The sequence below is a fragment of the Xanthobacter cornucopiae genome, from assembly GCF_043195065.2.
GTDB lineage: Bacteria > Pseudomonadota > Alphaproteobacteria > Rhizobiales > Xanthobacteraceae > Xanthobacter.
In genome coordinates this window covers 2,212,547-2,235,777 of record NZ_CM195531.1, presented here as the reverse complement: position 1 = coordinate 2,235,777, position 23,231 = coordinate 2,212,547, and the positions used below count along the sequence as shown (strand labels likewise).

Below are 23,231 nucleotides of genomic sequence, written 5' to 3'. Positions count from 1 at the left end.
CCCTGAGCTCACTCCAGCCCGGCCGCAGCCTGCGCGGCGGCGAGGGTGTCGAGCACGTTGCAGCCCGCGAACAGGAAGCCGCTCACGCCGGCGGCCTTCAGTTCGGCCTCGATCGCCGCCGGCTTGCCGGCAAGCCACACCGCACCCGCGCCGGCGGCCTGCAGCGCCGTGGCTGCGGCTGCCGCGTCGGACGCATAGACCTCGTCGGAGGACGCCAGGCAGGCGAAGGGGGTTCCCGCCGCCTTGAAGGCGGCCACCAGCGCGTCGAGGTCAGCGAAGCCGTCCGGCACGGCCGCGGCGATGCCGCCGGCCTCGAAGAAGTTCTTGGCGAAGGTGGCGCGGGCGGTGAACGCGGCCACCGGGCCCAGGGTCGCCAGGAACACGGTGGGCGTGCGGGGCGCGGCCTCGGCGGCGTCGCGCAGGGCTTCGAAGGCTTCCGAGACGCGGTAGGGCTGGAGCGCGCCATCGGCAGCCGGGGCCGGCCGGGCGGCCAGGGGTGCCAGCACCTCGGGGGCTTCCTGCACCAGGATGGGATATTCGGAGGTGCCGGTGATGGGCGCCTTGCGGGTGGCCACATCCTTGTCGCGACGGGCCTTCACCTCCGCGATCTCGCCCTGGAGCCAGCGATCGGACAGAACGTCGGCGAGCCCGCCGCGTCCCTCGATGGTGCGGAACAGGTCCCAGGCCTTCTGCGCGAGGCCATCGGTATAGGCCTCCACCGCGCCGGCGCCGGCGGCGGGGTCGGCCACCCGGTGCACGTTGGATTCCTCGATCAGCATCACCTGGGTGTTGCGCGCGAGGCGGCGGGCGAACGCATCCGGCAGGCCGAGCGCCTGGGTGAAGGGCAGCACGGTGACGCTGTCGGCGCCGCCGACGCCGGCCGCGAACGCCGCCACCGTCGTGCGCAGCAGGTTCACATAGGGGTCGCGGCGTGTGAGCGAGCGCCAGGCGGTGGTGGCATGCACCTTCAGCGCCGTGGACGGCAGGCCGGATTCGCGCAGCACCGCGCCCCACAGCAGCCGGATGGCGCGGAACTTGGCGATGGTGGCGGTCTGGTTCACGTCGGCCACCAGGGCCGCCTCGATGCGGGTCGCCGCTTCTTCCAGCGGCACGCCGGCCTCGGCATAGGCCTTCAGATAGGCCACGGCGGCGGCGAGCACCGCCGCCAGCTCCTGCGCGTCGGAGGCGCCAGCGGCGTGGAAGACCGTGCCGGAGGCGCGGGCGAGGGGCCCCTGGAAGCCCTTGGCGGCGAGCAGGGCGGAGGTTTCCGCGAAGCGCTTGGCCAGCAGCGGCCACGCCAGCGGCAGCGTGCCGGCGGCGGCAAAATCGCTCAGGGGATCAAGGCCGAACGACACCGACACCGCCTTGGGGTCGAGGCCGCGGGCCTCCACCACGGCGGCAAAGGCCAGCGCATCCTCGCGGCCGACGAAGGCGCCGCTTTCGATCCGGGTCTCGATCAGGTCGAGCAGAACGTCCTTGAGCACAACCTCCAGGTCGGCGCCGTCGGGCAGGCCGAAGCCGCGCGCCTCGGGGGCGGACGCGAACACCAGGGACAGGCCGGAGGCGCCGCCGTCGAGATCCTCCAGCGCCTGGGCGTTGGCAGCGGCAAGGTCGGGCTGGTCCACCCGCTGGGAGATGATCCAGGGGGCGCCGGCGGCGCGGCCGGCCAGGATCGGCGCCTGGGGCTTGCGCGGCGGCAGCGCGTCGAGGGCCAGGCCCTCGTAGGTGGCGGTGACGAGCTTCTTGTCGTAGGGCGCGCCCTTGAGCACGCCGTCCACCAGCTTCAGCCAGTCCTCGCGGGTCACGGGCGGCAGGTCGGTGGCGAAGGGCAGGGTGGTCATGGCTGGGCCTCCGGAAACAGGCGGGAGAGGGGGCACGGCGCGGCGGCGGGGGCGGGTGGCACTGCCATCATCGTCCCTCCTGGGCCGCCAGCCGGCGTTCGTCGTCGATCATGTAGTCGCGCAGCACCGGCACGTCGTCGCGCCGGTCGCTGAGCAGCAGCTGGAACACCATGTTGGAGCCGTGCAGGAAGCCGAGCTCCACGGCGGCGAGATAGAATTCCCACATGCGGCCGAAGCGTTCGCCCATCATGGCGTCGGCCTCGGCGCGGCGGGCCATGAAGTTTCGCCGCCAGGCGCGAATGGTCCAGTAATAGTGCAGGCGGAGCACCTCGCAGTCATTCACCCAAAGATGGCTGCGCTCGGTGGAGGCGAACACCTCGGACAGGGCCGGGACATAGCCGCCGGGGAAAATGTACTTGCGGATGAAGGGGGCCGTGGTGCCGGGCGGCGACATGCGGCCGATGGCGTGCACCAAGGCGAAGCCGCCCTCGTTCAGCAGCGCGCGAATGGTGGTGAAGTAGGCATCGAAATGGGCGACGCCCACATGCTCCATCATGCCGATGGACACCACGCGGTCGAACTTGCCCTTCAGGTGGCGATAGTCCACCTCGCGGAAGTCGATGCGGTCGGCCACGCCGGCCAGCTGCGCCAGGCGCCGGCTCTCGGCCAGCTGCTCGGGCGAGACATTGATGGCGGTGACCTTGGCGCCGCAGTCGCGCGCCAGATAGATGGCGAGCGCCCCCCAGCCGGAGCCGATCTCCGCCACCGTCATGCCGGGGGTGATCTTCAGCTTGGCGGCGATGTGGCGGAACTTATTGCGCTGCGCCTCGGCCAGAGGCTCATCCGGCGCGCGGAAATAGGCGCAGGAATAAGTCATGGTTTCATCGAGCCACAGCCGGTAGAAGGCGGCCGGGTGGTCGTAGTGGCTGGAGACGTTCTCCTTGGCCTTGCCCACCGGGTTGGCCTGCTGGAACCGCCGCACCGAGCGCCAGGCCTGGCGCAGCGCCTGTTGCACCGGGTGGCTGCCGAGACCCTTGCGGTTGACCGAGAACAGCGAGAGCAGTTCGAACGCCCCGGCGCCATCCTCAAATGTCAGGCGGCCATCCATATAGGCTTCGGCGGCCGTGAGCTCGGGATTGAAGAACAGGTCGCGCTCCAGCCGCTTGTCGTGCAGGCGCACGGTGACGGACGGCCCACCCTCGCCGGAGCCGAACACGTGGCGCTGTCCGTCCACGGTCAGCACCGTGAGCCGGCCCTTCTCCACGAAGCGCTTCAGGAGGTGGGAGAGCAGGCGCATGTCAGAGGTTCCGGGCGGCGATCAGGGGGGCGTGGCGCATTGCCGGGAGCGCCACGCCGCGCACCATCGCATCCGGCCGCGCCGGACGGAAGCCGGTCCCCGCCCCGGTGAGGGGGGCTGCGCCGCGCATGCCCGGCCGTCCGTTTCGCCCGGGTGGGGGCGAAACGGCGGAGGCGGGCAGGCGCGGGGCCGGGGACGCCACAGGCATCAGGCGAATTCCAGGATCACCGCGTCGACGGCGAGGCTGTCGCCGGCCTTGGCATGGACCGCCTTGATGATGCCGTCGCGCTCGGCGCGCAGCACGTTTTCCATCTTCATGGCCTCGACGATGGCGAGGATCTCGCCGTTCTTCACCTCCTGGCCGGGAACGACGGCGATGGAAACCACCAGGCCCGGCATGGGGCAGAGCAGTTCCTTGCCGCCGCCGGCATTCTCCTTCTTCGGCATCAGGGCGGCGAGACCGGCCGACAGCTCGGTGTAGACCCGGGCCTTGGTGGCGATGCCGCGATGGGCGAGGGCGTAGCCATTGGGAATGGTGCGCACCTGCACCGCCACCTGATCGGCGTCGATGGTGCCGCTCCACACCGCGTCGCCGGGCTTCCAGTCCGAGCGCAGCAGGTGCGCATGGCCGGGAGTGCCATCGGCATTGAAGATCTGCACCTTGTAGCCGCCGTCCACCGCATCCACCTCGCACGGGGTGGCGATGATGTCCTCGCCGGCGGTGAGCTGGGCAATGCGGCGCTTGGCGAAGGCCACCGGTACGCCGGAGGTCTGGCCGGAAATCTGCCGCTTGCGGGTGTTGTGGATGTGGTCGATCACCGCCGCCACCGCCGACAGGGTGTGCACCAGCTCGCCATCGGGCACGCGGGGGAAGAAGCCGTCGGGATATTCCTCGGCGATGAAGCCGGTGGACAGGCGTCCATCCTGCCAGCGCGGATGCGCCATCAGCGCCGAGAGGAAGGGAATGTTGTGGCCGATGCCGTCGATGGCGAAGGCGTCGAGCGCCACCGCCTGGGCCTCGATGGCCTGGGCGCGGGTGGGGGCGTGGGTGACCAGCTTGGCGATCATCGGGTCATAGAACAGCGAGATTTCGCCGCCCTCGTAGACGCCGGTGTCGTTGCGCACGGTGATGGGGCCGGTCTTGCCTTCCACCGGCGGCCGGTAGCGCACCAGGCGGCCGGTGGAGGGCAGGAAGTTGCGGTAGGGGTCTTCCGCATAGATGCGGCTTTCCACCGCCCAGCCGGTCAGCTTCACGTCGTTCTGGGTGATGGAGAGGGGCTCGCCGGCGGCGACCCGGATCATCTGCTCCACGAGGTCGATGCCGGTGATGAGCTCGGTCACCGGATGCTCCACCTGCAGGCGGGTGTTCATCTCCAGGAAGTAGAAGCTCTTGTCCTGGCCGGCGACGAACTCCACGGTGCCGGCGCTGTCATAGCCCACCGCCTTGGCGAGGGCCACGGCCTGCTCGCCCATCTTCTTGCGGGTGGCCTCGTCCAGCAGCGGAGAGGGGGCTTCCTCAACCACCTTCTGGTTGCGGCGCTGGATCGAGCATTCGCGCTCGCCCAGGTAGATGACGTTGCCGTGCTTGTCGCCCAGCACCTGGATTTCGATGTGCCGCGGATCGACGATGAACTTCTCCACGAACACGCGGTCGTCGCCGAACGAGGACTTGGCCTCCGAGCGGGCGCGGTCGAAGCCGTCCTGCACTTCCGAGCGGGAATGGGCGATGCGCATGCCCTTGCCGCCGCCGCCGGCGGAAGCCTTGATCATCACCGGATAGCCGATCTCATCGGCGATGCGGGCGGCTTCCTCGCCATTCTCGATGACGCCGAGATAGCCGGGAACGGTGGAGACCTTGGCCGCCGCCGCCGCCTTCTTGGACTCGATCTTGTCACCCATGGCGTCGATGGCATGGGGGTTCGGGCCGATGAAGACGATGCCGTGCTCGGCCAAGAGCTTGGGGAAGGACGCGCGCTCGGAGAGGAAGCCGTAGCCGGGGTGCACCGCCTCGGCGTGGGTGAGCATGCACGCTTCGACGATCTTCTCGGCGATGAGGTAGGACTGGGCGGCCTGGGGCGGGCCGATGAACACGGCCTCGTCCGCCATCTCCACGTGGAGCGCGTCCTTGTCCGCCTCGGAATAGACGGCCACGGTCTTGATGCCCATCTTGCGCGCCGTCTTGATGACGCGGCAGGCGATCTCGCCCCGGTTCGCGATCAGGATTTTCGAGAACATTCAAATGTCTCCCGCGCCATGGGCGCTGAAATCTGAAGAAGCCTTGGCCAGTCCGTCAACCGGCGCGCCCCGCCCCGAACGGCCCCCCGCGGGCGGGGAGGGGGAGCGGCGTCGCGCCGGGAAGACCGGCCTCTCCCGCTTGCGGGGGAGGGTGGAGAAAGGCGCCCCGGGCGGGGCGCCGGTGCCGCTCAGAGCGGCAGGTTGTCGTGCTTGCGCGGGGGCTGCTCGAGCTTCTTGGTGCGCAGCATCGCGAGCGCGCGGGCGAGCCGCCGGCGGGTGGAGTGGGGCATGATGACCTCGTCCACATAGCCGCGCTCCGCCGCCACGAAGGGCGAAAGGAACCGCTGCTCGTAATTCTTGGTCTGGGCCTGGATCTTCTCCGGGTCGTCCATGTCGGCCCGGAAGATGATTTCCACCGCGCCCTTGGCGCCCATCACCGCGATCTGGGCGGTGGGCCAGGCGTAGTTCACGTCGGCGCCCACGTGCTTGGAGGCCATCACGTCATAGGCGCCGCCGAAGGCCTTGCGGGTGATGACGGTGACCAGCGGCACGGTGGCCTGGGAATAGGCGAACAGCAGCTTGGCGCCGTGCTTGATGAGGCCGCCGTATTCCTGCGCGGTGCCGGGCAGGAAGCCGGGCACGTCCACGAAGGTCACGATCGGGATCTCGAACGCGTCGCAGAAGCGCACGAAGCGGGCGGCCTTGCGGGAGGCGTCCGAGTCGAGCACGCCGGCCAGCACCATCGGCTGGTTGGCGACGAAGCCCACGGTGCGGCCCTCGATGCGGCCGAAGCCGGTGACGATGTTCTTCGCGTAGGCGGCCTGGATCTCGAAGAAATCGCCCTCGTCCACGACCTTGAGGATGAGTTCCTTGATGTCGTAGGGCTTGTTCGGATTGTCGGGAACCAGGGTGTCCAGGCTCTCGTCATAGCGGCCCGGGTCGTCGAACGAGGGCCACGAGGGCACGCCCTCCTGGTTGTTGGCGGGCAGGAAGTCGATGAGCCGGCGGGTCTCCAGCAGCATCTCCACGTCGTTTTCGAACGAGCCGTCCGCAACCGACGACTTGGTGGTGTGCACCTTGGCGCCGCCGAGCTCTTCCGAGGTGACGGTCTCGTTGGTGACGGTCTTCACCACGTCCGGGCCGGTCACGAACATATAGCTCGTGTCGCGCACCATGAAGATGAAGTCGGTCATGGCCGGCGAATAGACGTCGCCGCCGGCGCACGGGCCCATGATAAGCGAGATCTGCGGAATCACGCCCGAGGCCAGCACGTTGCGCTTGAACACCTCGCCATAGCCGCCGAGCGCCGCGACGCCTTCCTGGATGCGGGCGCCGCCGGCATCGAACAGGCCGATGATGGGGGCGCGGGTCTTCAGCGCCATGTCCTGGATCTTGGTGATCTTGCGGGCGTGCTCTTCCGAGAGCGAGCCGCCGAACACCGTGAAGTCCTTGGCAAACACGAACACCTTGCGGCCGTTCACGGTGCCCCAGCCGGTGACCACGCCGTCGCCGGGGATCCGCTGATCCTCCATGCCGAAATCGACGCAGCGGTGCTGCACGAAGGTATCGTATTCCTCGAACGTGCCGCGGTCGAGCAGCAGCTCGATGCGCTCGCGGGCGGTGAGCTTGCCGCGCTTGTGCTGCGCCGTGATGCGCCGTTCGCCGCCGCCCAGCCGCGCGATTTCGCGGCGGCTTTCCAGCTCTTCGAGGATTTCCTTCATGCGACGCGCCCCCCAGTTGCGGGTGTATATGGAAGCCGAGTTTAGCGGCGGCCAGCGCGAAGGAAAGCACGACGCGCGCACCTTCCTTCGCACCCTGACCGGCGTTTTGCCGGCTTGGTCGCTAGCAGCACTCTCGATCGATTTGAATATGTAAAAGTTTTGTGTTGTGATTTGTGAAGGCTTCACAATCTCGATGTGTCGAGCCGCCGCCGGGGGAGGGTGGATTGCGCCAGAAGGTTTATGCCGGCCACGCGGTGCGGCGCCTGCGCGAGAAGCTGGGCCTGAAGCAGGGTGAACTGGCGCAGCGGCTGGGCGTGTCCCCCTCCTACGTCAATCAGATCGAGAGCAACCAGCGCCCGCTCACTGCCTCGGTGCTCATCTCCATCTCCCGCACCTTTGCTGTGGACATCACCAGCTTCGGCGCCGAGGACCTGGATCGCCTGGTGGCGGACCTGCGCGAAGTGACCGCCGACCCGCTGTTCGAGGACCTGGGCCTGGGCCTGCAGGACGTGAAGGCGGTGGCCAATCTGTCCCCGGCCTTCGCCCATGCCGTGCTGCGCATGCATGTGGCGCTGCGGCGCACCGCCGAATGGCGCGCCTCCCTCGACGACATGCTGACCGCCGGCGTGCCGCCCCGCGCCGACGAGGCCAAGCTCATTCCCTATGAGGAAGTGCGCGATTTCTTCCATTACATCGACAATTACGTGGACCGCCTGGACCGTGCCGCGGAAGCCACCGCCCTCGCCCTGGGGGTGCTGGACGGCGCCGACCCCGCCACCGCCTTCGTCGCCCACCTGGCGAAGCGGCACGGGGTGACGGTGGAGGTCGGCCACGCCGACCCGGCGGCGCCGCTCTCCCAATACGACCCACGCCTGCGGCGGCTGAAGCTGTCCGGGGTGCTGTCGGCGCCGACGCGGGCCTTCCGCATGGCGGTCACCATCGCCCAGCTGGAGCACGCGGACCTGGTGGCCGAAACGGTGGCCTCGGCCCGCTTCCGCAGCCAGACCGCCGCCGACATCTGCCGGCTGGCCCTGTTCAATTATTTCGCCGGCGCGGTGATGCTGCCCTATCGCCGCTTCCTGGACCTCGCCCGGGCGCTGCGGCATGACCTCGACCGGCTGGTGCTGGAAACCGGGGCCAGCCTGGAGCAGGTGTGCCATCGCCTCTCCACCCTGCAGCGGCCGGGGGCGAAGGGCGTGCCCTTCTACTTCGCCAAGGTGGACCGCGCCGGCAACATCACCAAGCGCCATTCGGCGACGCGCTTCCAGTTCGCCCGCCACGGCGGCGCCTGCGCCGCCTGGAACGCCCACGAGGCGTTCGAGATGCCCGGCCGCACCCTTGTGCAGGTGGGGGAGATGCCGGATGGGGTGCGCTACATCTGCCTGGCGCGGGCGGTGACCGCGCCGCCGCTGCGCCACGGCGGGCCGGTGCGCGCCTTCGCGCTGGGCCTTGGGTGCGAAGTCTCCTTCGCCCACGACATGGTCTATGCGGACGGCCTCGACCTTAAGGCGGCGCCGGTGGCCTCGCTCGGGGTGTCGTGCCGCATCTGTCCGCGGCGCGACTGCGACCTCAGGGCCTTCCCGCCCCTCGACCGCGACATTCGCATCGACGAGAACGTGCGCGACATCATTCCGTTCACCATATCGTGACGCAATTCGGCCGCCGCGCTGCTTCGTAAACGCCGCGCCTTCGCACATGAAACGCCATTCGCCGGCGGTTAGATTGGCCCGTCGACTCGCCTGAGTCGCAAGGGAGTGCTCCATGAAGATGCTGAGACTTGCCGGCGTGTTTGCCGGCTTGGCAGTGGCGGGCATCGGGGGGGTGGCGCAGGCAGCGGCGCCGGGTTTCTCCACCGCGAATGTGAATATCCGAACCGGGCCTGACACCCAGTTTCCCTCCCTGGGGGTGATCCCGGACGGCTCGCCCATCCAGATCGAGGGATGCCTTCAGGACGAATCCTGGTGCGACGTCGAGTGGAACGGCTTCCGCGGCTGGGTCTACAGCGAATACGTGGGCTACGAACTGCCGGCGCGCCCGGAGGCTCCGCTCGTCGAGCGGCGGGTCGAGGTGCTGCCGGATGTGGGGCTCGCCGCCATCGGCGTTCCGATCGTCGCCTTTGCCGCCGCCGACTACTGGAACCGCAACTACGTCAACCGTCCCTATTACGCGGCCCAGCCCTGGTACGCCGATCGCTACCGCTGGGAGGGCTATGCGCCGCCGCCGCGTCCCGGCTGGCGTCCGCCGCCGCCCGGCCCGCGTCCGCCCGGCTGGTGGCGTGACAATTACGTGCCGCCGCCGAACATGCCGCCGCCGCCGCCCCCCGGCGCCTGGCATCGTCCGCCCCCGCCGCCCATGCCGCCGCCCGGGCCCGGCGGAATCCATGTTGCTCCGGTCATCGGCCCCGGTGGCCCCGACCGGCATGGCCAGTTCGGCATTCCCAATGTGAACCCGGGCGCGCCCGGCATGCCGGTGGTGGGCCCGGGTGGTCCCGGTACGCCGGTTGTCGGTCCCGGTGGTCCCGGCCGTCCGGTTGGTCCTGGCGGTCCTGGCGGTCCCGGTACGCCTGTGGTGGGTCCGGGTGGTCCTGGCACGCCGGTTGTCGGCCCGGGTGGTCCCGGCCGTCCGGTTGGTCCTGGCGGTCCCGGTACGCCTGTGGTGGGTCCGGGTGGCCCGGGCACGCCGGTTGTCGGTCCCGGTGGTCCCGGTGGTCCCGGTCGTCCGGTTGGTCCTGGCGGTCCCGGTACGCCTGTGGTGGGTCCGGGTGGTCCTGGCACGCCGGTTGTCGGCCCGGGTGGTCCCGGTCGTCCGGTTGGTCCTGGCGGTCCCGGTACGCCTGTGGTGGGTCCGGGTGGCCCGGGCGCGCCGGTCGTCGGTCCCGGTGGTCCCGGTCGTCCGGTTGGTCCTGGCGGTCCCGGTACGCCTGTGGTGGGTCCGGGTGGTCCTGGCACGCCGGTTGTCGGCCCGGGTGGTCCCGGTCGTCCGGTTGGTCCTGGCGGTCCTGGCGGTCCCGGTACGCCGGTGGTGGGTCCGGGTGGCCCGGGCACGCCGGTTGTCGGTCCCGGTGGTCCAGGCCGTCCGGTTCGTCCCGGCGAGCCGGGTGCGCCCGGTCAGCCCGGTGGGCCGAACCGTCCCGCCACGCCCGGTGGTCCTGCCGATCCGGCTGCGCCGGGGGCTCCCAACCGTCCGGCGGTGACGCCGGGGGCGCCCAATCGCCCGGTGACGCCCGGCGGACCGAACCGTCCGGCCACGCCCGGTGGTCCTGCCGATCCAGCTGCGCCGGGTGCGCCCAACCGTCCGGCGGTGACGCCAGGGGCGCCGAATCGCCCGGTGACGCCCGGTGGGCCGAACCGTCCGGTTGCACCTGGTGGTCCTGCCGATCCGGCTGCGCCGGGGGCTCCCAACCGTCCGGCGGTAACGCCGGGGGCGCCCAATCGTCCGGTGACGCCCGGCGGGCCGAACCGTCCGGTTGCGCCCGGTGGTCAGGTCCCGCCCGGTGGGCCGGCCGGAACGCCACGCCAGTCGGTGCCGGACATGCGCCAGCAGCCTGACCCGCGCCAGCAGCAGATGCAGCAGCGTCAGCAACAGCAGGAGCAGCAGCGCCAGCAGCAGATGCAGCAGCGTCAGCAGCAGCAGGAGCAGCAGCGCCAGCAGCAGATGCAGCAGCGTCAGCAGCAGCAGGAGCAGCAGCGCCAGCAGCAGATGCAGCAGCGTCAGCAGCAGCAGGAGCAGCAGCGCCAGCAGCAGATGCAGCAGCGTCAGCAACAGCAGGAGCAGCAGCGCCAGCAGCAGATGCAGCAGCGTCAGCAGCAGCAGGAGCAGCAGCGCCAGCAACAGATGCAGCAGCGTCAGCAGCAGCAGGAGCAGCAGCGCCAGCAGCAATTGCAGCAGCGCCAACAGCAGATGCAGCAGCAGCGCCAGCAGCAGCAACAGCAACAGCAGCGCGGGAATAAGCCGCCGCCGTGCACCGGGCCCAACTGCCCGCCGCAGCGCTGACGACACGGACGACCGGGCGGTCCCGTTCCGCCCGGTCGTCACCTTGCGTTTCGGATCCCCTCGGGCCCCGACCAGGGGGGAGAAATCCCGCCGTGGCCATCGACGGCACACGCGCATCGGTCTATGCCCGTCGCCATGTCCGATCGCCCCTTTCCCGAACCCGCCGTTGTCCGTTCTCCAGCCCCGTCCGCGCGGCCGGTGCTCCGCTTCGCCCCGTCGCCGACCGGCCTCCTGCATGTGGGCAACGCCCGCACCGCCCTGCTCAACGCATTGCTGGCGCGGCGGGGCGGTGGCACCTTTATTTTGCGTCTCGACGACACCGACGTGTCCCGGTCCCGCGCCGAATATGCCGATGCGATCATTCAGGACCTGGACTGGCTCGGCATCCCGCCCGACGCGACGTATCGCCAATCCGACCGGCTGGCCCTGTATGAGGACGCGGTGGCGCGCCTGAAGGCGTCCGGCCGTCTTTATCCCGCCTATGAGACCGAGGATGAGCTGGAGCTGAAGCGTCGCCTGCAGCGCGCGCGCGGCCTGCCGCCGCTCTACGATCGCGCGGCGCTCGCCCTCACCGTGGCGCAGCGCGCGGCCCTGGAGGCCGAGGGCCGGCGGCCCCACTGGCGGTTCCGGCTCGATCACCGTGCGGTCGCCTGGGACGACGGTGTGCGCGGGCCGCAGCATGTGGACACGGCCAGCCTGTCGGATCCGGTTCTGGTCCGGGCCGACGGCACCTTCCTCTACACCCTGCCATCGGTGGTGGACGACATCGACCTGGGGGTCACCGCGGTGGTGCGCGGCGAGGACCATGTGACCAACACCGCGGTCCAGATCGAGATCATGCAGGCGCTGGGCGGGCCGGTGCCGCGCTTCGCCCATCACAACCTGCTCACCCTGCCCAGCGGCGAGGGGCTGTCCAAGCGGCTCGGCCACCTCTCCCTCAAGGCCCTGCGGGAGGCGGGAGAGGAGGCGCTGGCGGTGGCCGCGGCGGCGGTTCTGGTGGGCTCCGCCCAGGCGCTGCAGCCGGTGGAGAGCCTGGACGCGCTGGCGGGGCTGGTGGACCTCGCCCGCATCTCGCGGGCACCGGCGCGGTTCGATCCGCAGGAGGTGAGCGGCCTCACCGCCCGCACCCTCCATGGCCTGCCCTATGAGGCCGTGGCCGGGCGCCTGGCGGCGGCCGGGATCGGCGGCGGCGGGCCCTTCTGGCTGGCGGTGCGGGGCAATCTGTCGGTGTTCCGGGAGGCCGCTGCCTGGTGGTCGCTATGCGCCACGGCCCAGGCTGGAGAGGTGGGGGAGGCGGATGCTCCGTTCCTGGCCGCCGCCGCCGCGCTGCTGCCGGACGAGCCGTGGGATGGCAACACCTATGGTGCCTGGATCAAGGCGGTGAAGGCCGAAAGCGGACGCGCCGGGAAGGCGCTGTTCCATCCGGTCCGTCGCGCCCTCACCGGGCGCGATACCGGGCCGGAACTGGCGGCGCTGCTGCCGCTGATGGGCCGTGGTCGGGTCGAAGCGCGGCTGCGCGGCGAGGTGGGCTGAGGGGCGCTCGCCTCCCGGCGCGCCCGCATCGGGCACGGGAGCTTTCGCGGCGGCGCGATCTGGACATCATGCCGGCGAACGGCGCCGCGCGGATGAGGCGCCGTGCCTGTGAAACCCGGCGCCGCCGCCGGACCTGAGGGCGCCGTCTCGCGGCGCGGGCCATGTCTTGTCCCGGTCGTCCGCGCAGTCGGCCGTCTGTCCCGCTGCCGGATGGTCCCCGGTGCTCCGCGCCGTTTCGCGGCGGCTATTGCTGCGCGTTCTGCGAGCGGGGCAGGGGGATGATGCGCACGGGGCGCTGGCCCGGCTGCTCGGATGCCGGAGCCAGGGGGGCCGCCACTGTGGCGGCCGGGCTGCCGGAGGGGCCCGTGTCGCCGGCATCGGTGGCGGTGGCGGCGCGGCTGGCGCTCTTGCCCTTGGCCGCCGGCGCGGCGTCCACCGGCTTGGGCTGGGACATCTCCCGCGCCTGCTCCTCCGTCACCAGGATGTCGCCTTTCTGCAGCGTGGTCTGGTCCTCGATGCCCGCCAGCGCCTGCGCCCACGACTGGCCCGCCGCGCGGCAGGAGCAGGACGACACCAGCTCCTTGCGGTAGCGCAGGGCGTTGGGGGTGGACATGTAGGACTGGCCGGAGATGGAGGACGCGTAGCGGATGTCGTCACCCGACAGGGTGAAGAGCTGGGTGTCCGCATTGGGGCACAGCCGCTTGCACAGCGCGTCCTCGGAGGCGAAGCGGCTGGAGTTGGAGCCGCGCGAGAGCGGGAAGAAGTAGCCGTCGCACATGCGCACGCACACGGTGCGCGAGCCGCCGCCGCTCGACCTGGGCGCCGGCGCCACGGCGTTCAGGTCGACGTCGGGCGCGGTCTCCTCCGGCTCGCCCTGCACCGGGCCGCCGAAGATGGCCTCCAGGAAGTTGCGCGGGCGCTGCGGTTGCGCCGGGGTGGCGGTGTTGCGCACGGCGGCGGCATATTGCGGCCCGCAATTGTTCTGCGCCAGGGCCAGGATGAGGGCGCGGCGCTGGCCCGCCTGGTCCGAGCTGCCGCCCCTCTCCAGGCCGGCGATGGAGGAGCGCAGCCGCGAGATCTGGTCGTCGATCTGGTCGCACTGGGGCGGACGGGGCGGGCCCTGGAAGATGAGGAAGCCACGCGGGGCGTCGCACCCCATGCTGCGCGCCTGGGCGGAATAGCGATCCAGCTCGCCGCGCAGCTTGGCCGACTGGCCCTGGCGGGAGGCCCAGGAATCCGCCCCGCGATCCAGGGAGCCGAGGGAGGCTTCGAGCTGGGCGCAGGTGGAGCCCTGCTGAGCCCATGCGCTCATCGCGCCAGCCGGCAGGGCCGCGGCCACAAGAAGCCCGCGGGCGAGGGTGCCGAAGCGTCGCGAAAGTCCCATCCTCAGCCTTCTCAAGGTCGATCGTAGCCGCTGGCCGAAGCCGGCTTCAGGGTCGTCTATAGCCCGGCGCGCGCGCCGAATGGTGACCAAACTGTGGAATCCGGCGCTCTTCGCCCGGTCGCCGGACACCGTGGCGCCGCGCCGGCCGGGGGACGCGGCCCGCCGGCCCGGTCACGATCGGGTGAGCCGGCCGCGCCGCCCCGGTGCTCAGCTCTTGCCGCGGTTGCGGATGTTGAAGCTGTCGAAGGCGTATTCGGCGATCTGCCACCACACCAATTGGTCGGTGCGCATGGCGTTCATGGAGTCCAAGGCCTGCCGGAAGGCGGGATTGGCCGCCGCCAGCTCCGTGTAAAGCTCCAGCGCCGCCTTGTGGCCGGCCTCCATGATGGCGGGCGGGAACGGGCGCAGTTCCGCCCCCTGCTGCACCAGCCGGCGCAGGGCGGGCGGGTTCACGTAATCATACTTCGCCAGCATCCAGGTGTTGGCGGCCTCGCAGGCGAGCTTCACGATGGACTGGTAATGCTTGGGCAGGGCGGCCCAGCGGTCGTTGTTGACCACCAGGTGGAGCATGGCGCCGCCTTCCCACCAGCCGGGGTAGTAGTAGTATTTCGCGACCTTCACGAGGCCGAGCTTCTCGTCGTCATAGGGGCCCACGAACTCGGTGGCGTCGATGGAGCCGCGTTCCAGCGCCGGATAGACGTCGCCGGGGGCGATCTGCTGGGGCACCACTCCGAGCTTGGCCAGCACCTGCCCGCCCAGGCCGCCGATGCGGAACTTGAGGCCCTTCAGGTCGTCGAGGCCGGTCAGCTCCTTGCGGAAGAAGCCACCCATCTGGCAGCCGGAATTGCCGGCCGAGAAGGCGGTCACGTTGTAGTCGGCCAGCACCTTGTTGATGATCTGCGCGCCGCCGCCGAACTGCCACCAGGACTGCTGCTGGCGCGAGTTGAAGCCGAATGGCACGCCGGTGCCGAAGGCGAGCGCGGTGTTCTTGCCGGTGTAGAAATAGGTGGCGGTGTGGGCGCAGTCCACCGAGCCGGTGGAGGCGGCATCGAGCGCCTGGAGCCCGGGCACCAGCTCGCCGGCGGGGAAGGTCTGGATCTGAAACTTGCCGTCGGTGGCCTCGGACACATACTGCGCCAGCATCTGCGCGGTGCCGTAGATGGTATCGAGCGAGCGCGGGAAGGACGAGGTCAGGCGCCATTTCACCTCCGGCGCGCTTTGCGCGAGGGCCGGCGCGGCGAGGGTTCCCCCGGCCACGGCGGCGGCCGAGGCGCCCATGAAGTGGCGGCGCTTGATGTCCATGACAACCTCCTTCGGCCGTTCCGGCCGGCCTCGTCTTCCCGGCGGCTCCGGTCTCCTGCGGCGGGCGGGCAGGGGTGTCACGGCCAGCGGCCGGCGTCAATCGGAATGCGGCTTCCGCTGGCGCCCCGGGCGTCCCATATGAGGGCCATCCATTCCCTCGGGGGCTTTGACGATGGCACAGGTGACTTTCATGCGGCGCGTCGCGGGGCTGGCCTTGGCGGGCCTTGTGCTGTCCGGTGGCGCGGCGGCGGCCCAGGAACCGAACCTTATCTTCAAGAAGTCCACGGTGTGGAAGTTCCTGACCCCCGATGACAAGCTGGCGGTCTACGGCATCGACGACCCGCTCGTGGATGGCGTCGCCTGCCATTACACAACGCCTGAGAAGGGCGGTGTCTCCGGCATGTTCGGAGTGGCCGAGGAGGTGTCCGACATCTCGCTCGCCTGCCGCCAGGTGGGGCCCATCGCGTTCAAGGGGAAGTTCGACCAGGGCGATGTGGTGTTCCGCGAGGGCCGCTCCTTCTTCTTTAAGAGGATGCAGATCGTGCGGGGCTGCGACACCAAGCGCAACGTCCTGGTGTATCTCGTCTATTCGGACAAGCTGATTGACGGCAGCCCGAAGAACTCCACCTCCACCGTGCCGATCCAGCCGTGGGGCGCAGCCGCCGACGTGCCGCGCTGCGCCGATTATCTGCGATAGGCATCAAGGCGCCCGCGTCCTTCCGGGCGCGGTCGCGCCGCCACCAGCCCCGCCAGCAGTCAGCGCGAGCAGGTGATGGCCACGGCGCTGGCGCACAGGGGGCCGGTGCACTCGGCGTGGACGCCGCCGGTGGACGCCGGTGCCAGGGGTTCGTTCTCGACCCGGCCGAAGTCGAGGGCGCGCGAGAAGTCATGGGACCGGCACCAGGCGGTCGCCACCCGCTCGCCACAGGGCGCGCCCGAGGCGAGGCAGCTGTCGATGCCGTAGCCGTCGGAATTGTCGATGATGAAGATGCGCGTGTCGGCCAGGGCAGCGGTGGACAGCAGCGCGACGCTGGCGACGACCAGCGCTCGAAGGTTCCGCATGGAGAGCGTTTTCATTCCGGTTGAAGCCGTGCCGGTCCAGGCCGGTGGAGGCGGGGGACGGGACGCCGATGTCCCGCCTCGGATGTGGCCGGCGCCCGGAGGGGCGCGGCCGGTTCCGCCGCGAGGACCAGGACGCATGGCATAGCTGCGTCGCGCACGGCCGGTCAACCCGCGAATGCCGCGCTGCAGCATTCCGTTTTCGGCAGGGCCCGCGCGCGGCCTGCCGGGCACCGGCGGCGTCCGGCCGTGGAGGGGCGTGAAAGCTCTTGACGCAGGCCCGGCGGCGAACCATTGTCCGCCGCCATGAACGGCCCATTTTCCATCTTCGGCATTCGCCTGCCGATTATTTGCGGTTAGCCCGAGAAGCTGGCCGCGGCCGTCCCTTGCTGCACCCTTAAAGACCTTTAAGGACCTGGACGCCCCGGCCGGTGGACCGGCATGCGCGCGTTTCGCGCGTTTTCACGGCTGCGCGCGTCTTGCGCGTTCTTAAAGGCACGCGCGCCTCGCGCGGTTTCGAGGGAAGCGGAGCGATCCATGGAGCTGCGGCTTCACAATACCCTGACCCGGTCGAAGGACGCCCTGCGCCCGCTCGATCCCGCGCAGGTGCGCATGTATGTCTGCGGGCCCACGGTCTATGACCATGCCCATATCGGCAATGCGCGCCCGGTGATCGTGTTCGACGTGCTGTTCCGCGTGCTGCGCCGCCTCTATGGGGCCGAGCACGTGAAATACGTGCGCAACATCACCGACGTGGACGACAAGATCAACGCCCGCGCCGCCGACCGGGGCATCTCCATCCGCGAGCTGACGGAGGAGACCTATCGCTGGTTCCGCGAGGACACCGCGGCGCTCAACTGCCTGCGGCCCACGGTGGAGCCCCGCGCCACCGAGCACATTGCCGAGATGCGTGCCATCATCGAGCGGCTGGTGGCCTCCGGCCATGCATATGTGGCTGATGGACATGTTCTGTTCAACGTGCCGGCCATGCCCGACTATGGCCGGCTGTCGCGCCGGCCGCTGGACGAGATGATCGCCGGCGCGCGGGTGGACGTGGCGCCCTACAAGCGCGACCCCATGGATTTCGTGCTGTGGAAGCCCTCCGATGCCGACGTGCCGGGCTGGGAGTCGCCGTGCGGCATTGAGACCCCCGGCCGGCCGGGCTGGCACATCGAATGCTCGGCCATGAGCTGGAAGCACCTGGGCGAGACGTTCGACATCCACGGCGGCGGCATCGACCTGGTGTTCCCGCACCATGAGAACGAGATCGCCCAGTCGCGCTGCGCCTTCCATACCGGCGTGATGGCGCAGATGTGGCTGCACAACGGCTTCCTGATGCTGGAAGGCGAGAAGATGTCGAAGTCGCTCGGCAACTTCGTCACCATCCGCGAGCTGCTGGAGGAGTGGCCCGGCGAGGTGCTGCGCCTTGCCATGCTCGCCACCCATTATCGCCAGCCCATCAACTGGACCCGCCAGGGCCTGGGCTTCGCCGCCAAGACCCTGGACAAATGGTATCGCGTCATCGGCGAGGTGGAGGCTGAGACCGGGGAGGGCAATCCGTTCGAGAGCGAGATCGCCGAGCGCCTGGCCGACGACCTCAACACCCCCTCCGCCATCGCCCACCTGCATCACCTGGCGGAGGTGGCGGAGCACGAAGATACCTCATCCGCCCTGCGCCGGCGCTTCAAGGGCGCGGCCAACCTGCTCGGCCTGCTCACCGAGACCGAGGAGGTCTGGCGCACCCGCGCCAAGGCGGCGGTGGCGCTGGACGAGGCGGTGATCTCCGATCTGATCGCCGCCCGGCTCGCTGCCCGCAAGGCCAGGGACTTCAAGCGCGCCGACCAGATCCGGGAGGAGCTGGCTTCGAAGGGCATCGTGCTGATGGACAACAAGGACGGCACCACCAGCTGGGAGGTGTCGCGATGAGCGCGGCTCCGCGCCTGGCGCTGCGCCCGCTGCTGCCCACCGACACGCCGGCGCTTGCGGCCCTGTTTCGCAGCGCCATCGCCGAGCTGACCGGGGAGGACTACGACCCCGATCAGCAGGAGGCCTGGGCCTCCGCCGCCGATGACGAGGAGGCATTCGGCGCCCGCCTCGCCGGGCTGCTGACGCTGGTGGCGGTGCGCGCCGGCGCGGCGGTGGGCTTCGTGGCGCTGAAGGACGACAGCCATGTCGAGCTGCTCTATGTGCACCCGGACGCGGTGGGCAGCGGCGTGGCTGCCGCCTTGTGCGAGGCCGCCGAGACCCTGGCCCGCGGCCGCGGCACCAAGGCGCTGACGGTGGATGCCAGCGACACCGCCCTCGGCTTCTTCCAGAAGCGGGGCTACCAGCCGCAGCGCCGCAACACCGTGGCGGTGGCCGGCGAGTGGCTGAGCAACACCACCCTGCGCAAGACGCTCGGCGAGGGAGGCCGGCTGCAATGACCCGTGAGCGGCTCTACCTGTTCGACACCACCCTGCGCGACGGGGCGCAGACCAACGGCGTCGACTTCACCGTCGCCGACAAGCTCAAGGTGCTGGGCCTGCTGGACCGGCTGGGCGTGGACTATGTGGAGGCCGGCTATCCCGGCGCCAATCCCACCGACACCCAGCTGTTCGCGCAGGAACATCCGGCGCGGGCCCGCGTCACCGCCTTCGGCATGACCAAGCGGCCCGGCCGCTCCGCCTCCAACGACCCCGGCCTCGCCGCGCTGCTGGAGGCGAAGGCCGACGCCATCTGCTTCGTGGCCAAGGCCTCCGCCTACCAGGTGCGGGTGGCGCTGGAGACCACCAGGGACGAGAACCTCGCCTCCATCCGCGACAGCGTCGCGGCCGCGGTCGGCGCCGGGCGCGAGGCGTTGGTGGATTGCGAGCACTTCTTCGACGGCTACAAGGAAGATCCGGACTTCGCCCTCGCCTGCGCTCGCGCCGCCTTCGAGGCCGGCGCGCGCTGGGTGGTGCTGTGCGACACCAATGGCGGAACCCTGCCCCATGAGGTGGAGGCCATCGTTCGCGCGGTGGTGGCGGTGGTGCCGGGCGACCATGTCGGCATCCATGCCCACAACGATACCGAGCAGGCGGTGGCCAATTCGCTGGCGGCGGTGCGGGCCGGCGCGCGGCAGATCCAGGGCACGCTGAACGGCTTGGGCGAGCGCTGCGGCAACGCCAACCTGTGCTCCATCATCCCGACCCTGCTGCTGAAGCCGGACTATGCGGAGCGCTTCGACATCGGCGTGTCCAGCGCCGGGCTCGCCGACATCGCCCATGTCTCCCGCGCCCTCGACGAGATGCTGAACCGGGCGCCCAACCGCCACGCCCCCTATGTGGGTGAGAGCGCGTTCGCCACCAAGGCCGGCATTCATGCCTCGGCGATCCTGAAGGACCCGGCCACCTACGAGCATGTTCCGCCCGAGGCGGTGGGCAACCGGCGCAAGCTGCTGGTGTCCGACCAGGCCGGCAAGTCCAATGTCATCGCCGAGCTGGAGCGCCTGGGCGTGGCGGTGGACAAGGCCGACCCCCGCCTGTCGCGGCTGCTGGACGAGGTGAAGACCCGCGAGGCGCTGGGCTATTCCTACGAGGCGGCGGACGCCTCGTTCGCGCTGCTGGCGCGCCGCGCGCTGGGGTCGGTGCCGGACTTCTTCACGGTGGAGCGCTTCAGCGTGAACGTGGAGCGGCGCTACAACGCCCGCGGCGAGATGAGCACCGTGGCCGAGGCCATCGTCAAGGTGCACGTGGGCGAGGAGGTGCTGATCTCCGCCGCCGAAGGCAACGGCCCGGTGAACGCGCTGGACGTGGCCTTGCGCAAGGACCTCGGCAGGTACCAGCCACTGATCGCCGGCCTGCGCCTCACCGACTATCGGGTGCGGGTGCTGAACGGTGGCACCGAGGCGGTGACCCGGGTGCTGGTGGAGTGCGCCGACGAGACCGGGGAGCGCTGGACCACGGTCGGCGTGTCGCCGAACATCATCGATGCCTCGTTCGAGGCGCTGCTCGATTCCATCACCTGGAAGCTGCTGCGGGAAGGCGCCACCGCCTGAGCGCGTGCGCGGCGCTTCGGGCGGTGGTCCGAGGCGCCGAAAAGACAGCATGATTGTCGTACATCAATGTCGCCAGGGTGCACCGGCAGGACACTGCCGCAAAGCTTGACGCCAAGCTTTTGAGCAGTCTTTCACGTCGTGTCGGGAGGGTCCGATCATGTCACAGGCAAATTCACGCTTCGATGTGACTGATCCCATGGTCGTCGTTCGTATGCTGTGCGGTCTCTTTTATTTTCCGCACGCCATTTCCAAGATCATCGGCTTTGCCGGAGCGGTGGGGTTCTTCACGCGGGCCGGGTTTTATCCGCCGGAAGCCTTCGTCGTGCTGTCGGTGACGATGGAGCTGATCTGCGGTATCGGACTGACCTTGGGCATCTTCACCAAGTATCTCGGCGTGGTGTCTGCCGGCCTGATGGCGGTGGCCGGCTATGCCATCGTCGCCATCTATGGGCTCAGCTGGTTCTGGGGCGGGCACGGCATCGAATACCTGCTGTTCTGGGCGATCGCCTCGCTGGCGGTGGCGTTGAACGCGTGGAACCAGGAGCCCGGCATCTTCGGCTATTTCGCCTGGCGGCTGCGGCCCCCGGGAGACTGAGGCCCGGGCACTTGCCCGCCGCTGATCTTTGACGCAAACGGCCCCGGAGCGCAGCGCCCCGGGGCCGTTTGCATTGGAGGGGGAGCCGCCCGGGCCTTCGGTTCCGATGCCCCGGCCAGCCGCGGCTGGACCACCGGCCCCCGCCACAGGGCAGGGGCGTGCGTCCAGGCAACATTCAGCCTGGGCGGGCGGTCGCGGCGGCTCTCGCCCGTCCCGCCAGCAGCGAGCGGATCAGCACGGCGATGGTGGTGCCGTTGTGCAGCGCCGCGGTGGCGATGGGCGAGAGATAGCCCAGCGCCGCCGCCGCCAGGATGGCCGAATTCGCCCCCACCGCGACGTTGAAGTTGGAGCGGATGAGCCGCATGGTGGATTGGGAGATGTCCACCATGGCCGCCAGCGACTCCAGCCGGTCGTCGGTGAGCACGATGTCGGCGGTGGCGCGGGCGATGTCGGCGGCGCGCGGCATGGCGATGCCCACATGGGCGGTCATCAGCGCCGGCCCGTCGTTCACGCCGTCGCCCACGAACGCCACTTTGGCGCCCGCGGCCTTCAGGCCGGCGACGATGCGGGCCTTGTCCTCCGGCTGCTGCTCGTAGAACACCTCATCGAGCCCCAGCGCCTCGCCCAGGGCAAGCGCCTTGGCGCGGGCATCGCCGGTGATCATGACGATGCGCCTGACCCCGAGCGCGCGCAGACGCGCCAGGGTCTGCGGCGTGTCCTCGCGCAGCCGGTCGCGCAGGGCGAACATGGCGAGCGGCCGCTGGTTGCGGGCCGCATAAAGCAGCGACTTGCCCTCGTCCTGGAAGTCCGCCACCTGCGCCCGCTGCCGGGCGAAGGAGATGTTCTCGTCATCCTCCAGGTAGTGGCGGCTGCCGAAGCGGATCATGTCGCCGCCGACCTCCGCTTCCACCCCGTGGCCGACGATGAAATTCACCTCCTCATGGGGCACATGGGCCAGCCTGCGCTGGCGCGCCAGCTTCACCACCGCCCGGGCGATGGGGTGGTTGGTGTGCTCGCCCAGCGAGGCCACCAGCGCCAGCGCCTCCTCTTCGTCCACATCCGGATGGAGCGGACAGATGTCGGTGACCTGGAGGGTGTTGTGGGTGAGGGTGCCGGTCTTGTCGAACACCACGGTGTCCACGTCGGCCAGCATCTCGATGGCCTGGCCGCTCTTGACAAGGCAGCCTTGCTTGGCGGCCTGGAACATGGCCGTCTTCAGGGCGATGGGGGTGCCGAGCTTCACGGTGCAGGAATAATCCACCATGAACACCGATTCCATGCGCCGCCAGTCGCGCGTCAGCGCGAACACGGCTGCGGCCGAGCCCAGCGTGATGCCCACCCGGCGGTCGGCCAGGGCATCGGAGACGCACTGGATCTCCGCCGGCCGCTCCAGCGCGTCCTGGATGTAGCGGGCGATGCGCCCGGTGGTGGTGGCTTCCCCCACCCGCTCGGCACGGATCACCAGCCGGCCGTCGGTGACGATGCCGCCCGCCAGCGCCGTGCCGCCGGGCGCGCGCGGAATGGGCAGGCTCTCGCCGGTGACGGCGGACTGGTCCACATAGGCGTCGCCCGCCACCACCGTGCCGTCCACCGGAATGGTCTCGCCGAGGCCGACCACCACGTGCTCGCCGCCCTTGAGGCTGTTGAATGGCACCTTCAGCATCTCGCCCTGGCCGCTCTCCACCCAGACGTCGTCGGGCGCGCGGTGCAGCAGCGAGCGCAGCAATTCGTCGGAGCGCTCGATGGTGGTGGATTCGATGTATTCGGCCAGCTCCACCAGCAGCCGGGTGAAATTGGCGGTGGTGTATTCGCCACGCGCCGTGGGCAGGCCCATGGCGATGGCGTCGAGCACCTCCACCTTCAGCCCGTGCTGGATGGCGGCGGCGATGCCGCGCACCAGGGTCGGGGCGATGTTGGCCAGGGTGAGGGCGCCGGCGGCCGGGCGCGGCAGCAGGCGCGCGGCGATGAGCGTCGCGGCCGAGAGCACCAGCGGCGAGGCGTCCGCGCTTGCCGCCTGCACCATGGGCGGCACATGCGCCGGCGGATTGGCGGCGCGGGCGAGAATCTGCGCCCGCGTGGCAGCGGCGCCGTCGTAGCTGACGATCAGCGCATGGCAGCCGGAGTTCATGCGCAGGGCGGAGACGCCGCGCACGTCGCGCACGGCGGTGGCCGCCCGCGACAGGACACCGAGGTCGGTGCCTAGCCGCAGCCGCAGGCGGCCCGGCACTTCGTGAACGATGCGGACGCTCACCGGGG

At 70.1% G+C, this 23,231-nt stretch carries 17 protein-coding genes and 1 pseudogene; 10 read left to right on the top strand and 8 right to left on the bottom strand.

Annotated elements, in window-relative coordinates:
* Positions 1-8: 8 nt before the first annotated feature.
* The 4 genes from V5F53_RS09950 to V5F53_RS09935 all read right to left on the bottom strand — a co-directional run bounded on the left by V5F53_RS09950 (position 9) and on the right by V5F53_RS09935 (position 7,094).
* A complete protein-coding gene (locus V5F53_RS09950) occupies positions 9-1,841 on the bottom strand; it encodes a methylmalonyl-CoA mutase family protein (protein ID WP_393996280.1) in 1,833 nt (610 codons plus the stop codon).
* A 67-nt stretch (positions 1,842-1,908) separates the two neighbouring features.
* Positions 1,909-3,138, bottom strand: a complete 1,230-nt coding sequence (locus V5F53_RS09945; protein WP_393996279.1) for a class I SAM-dependent methyltransferase — start codon at positions 3,136-3,138, stop codon at positions 1,909-1,911.
* A 207-nt stretch (positions 3,139-3,345) separates the two neighbouring features.
* Positions 3,346-5,373: an acetyl-CoA carboxylase biotin carboxylase subunit gene (locus tag V5F53_RS09940; RefSeq protein ID WP_393996278.1), complete on the bottom strand. Its 2,028-nt coding sequence runs from the start codon at positions 5,371-5,373 to the stop codon at positions 3,346-3,348.
* Between the two features lie 188 nt (positions 5,374-5,561).
* Entirely contained in the window at positions 5,562-7,094 is a 1,533-nt protein-coding gene (locus V5F53_RS09935; RefSeq protein ID WP_393996277.1) for an acyl-CoA carboxylase subunit beta, read from the bottom strand.
* Between V5F53_RS09935 and V5F53_RS09930 the strand changes: the two genes are divergently transcribed.
* The 5 genes and pseudogenes from V5F53_RS09930 (at position 7,093) to V5F53_RS09910 (ending at position 12,620) form a co-directional block, all read left to right on the top strand.
* Positions 7,093-7,248 (top strand): hypothetical protein, encoded by a 156-nt coding sequence (locus tag V5F53_RS09930; protein WP_393996276.1) that lies wholly within the window; start codon positions 7,093-7,095, stop codon positions 7,246-7,248. The two genes, V5F53_RS09935 and V5F53_RS09930, sit on opposite strands and share 2 nt — an antisense overlap.
* Positions 7,249-7,318: 70 nt before the next feature.
* Positions 7,319-8,743 (top strand): short-chain fatty acyl-CoA regulator family protein, encoded by a 1,425-nt coding sequence (locus tag V5F53_RS09925; RefSeq protein ID WP_393996275.1) that lies wholly within the window; start codon positions 7,319-7,321, stop codon positions 8,741-8,743.
* A 112-nt stretch (positions 8,744-8,855) separates the two neighbouring features.
* Positions 8,856-9,047, top strand: a pseudogene (locus tag V5F53_RS09920) (SH3 domain-containing protein); the annotation flags it as partial.
* Positions 9,048-10,625: 1,578 nt separating this feature from the next.
* Complete coding sequence (locus tag V5F53_RS09915) at positions 10,626-11,087, top strand: hypothetical protein (RefSeq protein WP_509213021.1); 462 nt, start codon at positions 10,626-10,628, stop codon at positions 11,085-11,087.
* A gap of 135 nt (positions 11,088-11,222) precedes the next feature.
* Positions 11,223-12,620: a glutamate--tRNA ligase gene (locus tag V5F53_RS09910; protein WP_393998258.1), complete on the top strand. Its 1,398-nt coding sequence runs from the start codon at positions 11,223-11,225 to the stop codon at positions 12,618-12,620.
* A 244-nt stretch (positions 12,621-12,864) separates the two neighbouring features.
* Here the strand turns inward: V5F53_RS09910 and V5F53_RS09905 are convergent, their stop codons facing one another.
* Both V5F53_RS09905 and V5F53_RS09900 read right to left on the bottom strand, forming a co-directional pair.
* Positions 12,865-14,004 (bottom strand): DUF2865 domain-containing protein, encoded by a 1,140-nt coding sequence (locus tag V5F53_RS09905; protein WP_393998257.1) that lies wholly within the window; start codon positions 14,002-14,004, stop codon positions 12,865-12,867.
* A gap of 207 nt (positions 14,005-14,211) precedes the next feature.
* On the bottom strand, positions 14,212-15,300 hold the full coding sequence (locus V5F53_RS09900; protein WP_393998262.1) for a TRAP transporter substrate-binding protein: 1,089 nt from the start codon (positions 15,298-15,300) through the stop codon (positions 14,212-14,214).
* A 196-nt stretch (positions 15,301-15,496) separates the two neighbouring features.
* Here V5F53_RS09900 and V5F53_RS09895 point away from each other — a divergent pair, with 196 nt between their 5' ends.
* On the top strand, positions 15,497-16,003 hold the full coding sequence (locus V5F53_RS09895; protein WP_393998256.1) for a CreA family protein: 507 nt from the start codon (positions 15,497-15,499) through the stop codon (positions 16,001-16,003).
* A 59-nt stretch (positions 16,004-16,062) separates the two neighbouring features.
* On the opposite strand, the gene V5F53_RS09890 is transcribed toward V5F53_RS09895, so the two are convergent.
* Positions 16,063-16,368 carry a hypothetical protein gene (locus V5F53_RS09890; RefSeq protein ID WP_393998255.1) on the bottom strand — a complete coding sequence of 102 codons (306 nt, stop codon included), beginning with the start codon at positions 16,366-16,368 and terminating at the stop codon, positions 16,063-16,065.
* Positions 16,369-16,902: 534 nt separating this feature from the next.
* On the opposite strand from V5F53_RS09890, the gene cysS reads away from it, so the two are divergent.
* The 4 genes from cysS to V5F53_RS09870 all read left to right on the top strand — a co-directional run bounded on the left by cysS (position 16,903) and on the right by V5F53_RS09870 (position 20,975).
* Complete coding sequence (gene cysS, locus V5F53_RS09885; RefSeq protein ID WP_393998254.1) at positions 16,903-18,291, top strand: cysteine--tRNA ligase; 1,389 nt, start codon at positions 16,903-16,905, stop codon at positions 18,289-18,291.
* Positions 18,288-18,788: a GNAT family N-acetyltransferase gene (locus V5F53_RS09880; protein WP_393998253.1), complete on the top strand. Its 501-nt coding sequence runs from the start codon at positions 18,288-18,290 to the stop codon at positions 18,786-18,788. The genes cysS and V5F53_RS09880 overlap by 4 nt, the downstream gene beginning before the upstream one ends.
* A complete protein-coding gene (cimA, locus tag V5F53_RS09875; RefSeq protein ID WP_393998252.1) occupies positions 18,785-20,380 on the top strand; it encodes a citramalate synthase in 1,596 nt (531 codons plus the stop codon). The genes V5F53_RS09880 and cimA overlap by 4 nt, the downstream gene beginning before the upstream one ends.
* 196 nt (positions 20,381-20,576) lie before the next feature.
* Positions 20,577-20,975, top strand: a complete 399-nt coding sequence (locus tag V5F53_RS09870) for a DoxX family protein (protein WP_393998251.1) — start codon at positions 20,577-20,579, stop codon at positions 20,973-20,975.
* 175 nt (positions 20,976-21,150) lie between these two features.
* Here the strand turns inward: V5F53_RS09870 and V5F53_RS09865 are convergent, their stop codons facing one another.
* The gene (locus V5F53_RS09865; RefSeq protein ID WP_393998250.1) at positions 21,151-23,226 is read right to left on the bottom strand and encodes a heavy metal translocating P-type ATPase; all 2,076 of its coding nucleotides are present in this window, start codon (positions 23,224-23,226) and stop codon (positions 21,151-21,153) included.
* Positions 23,227-23,231: the final 5 nt, after the last annotated feature.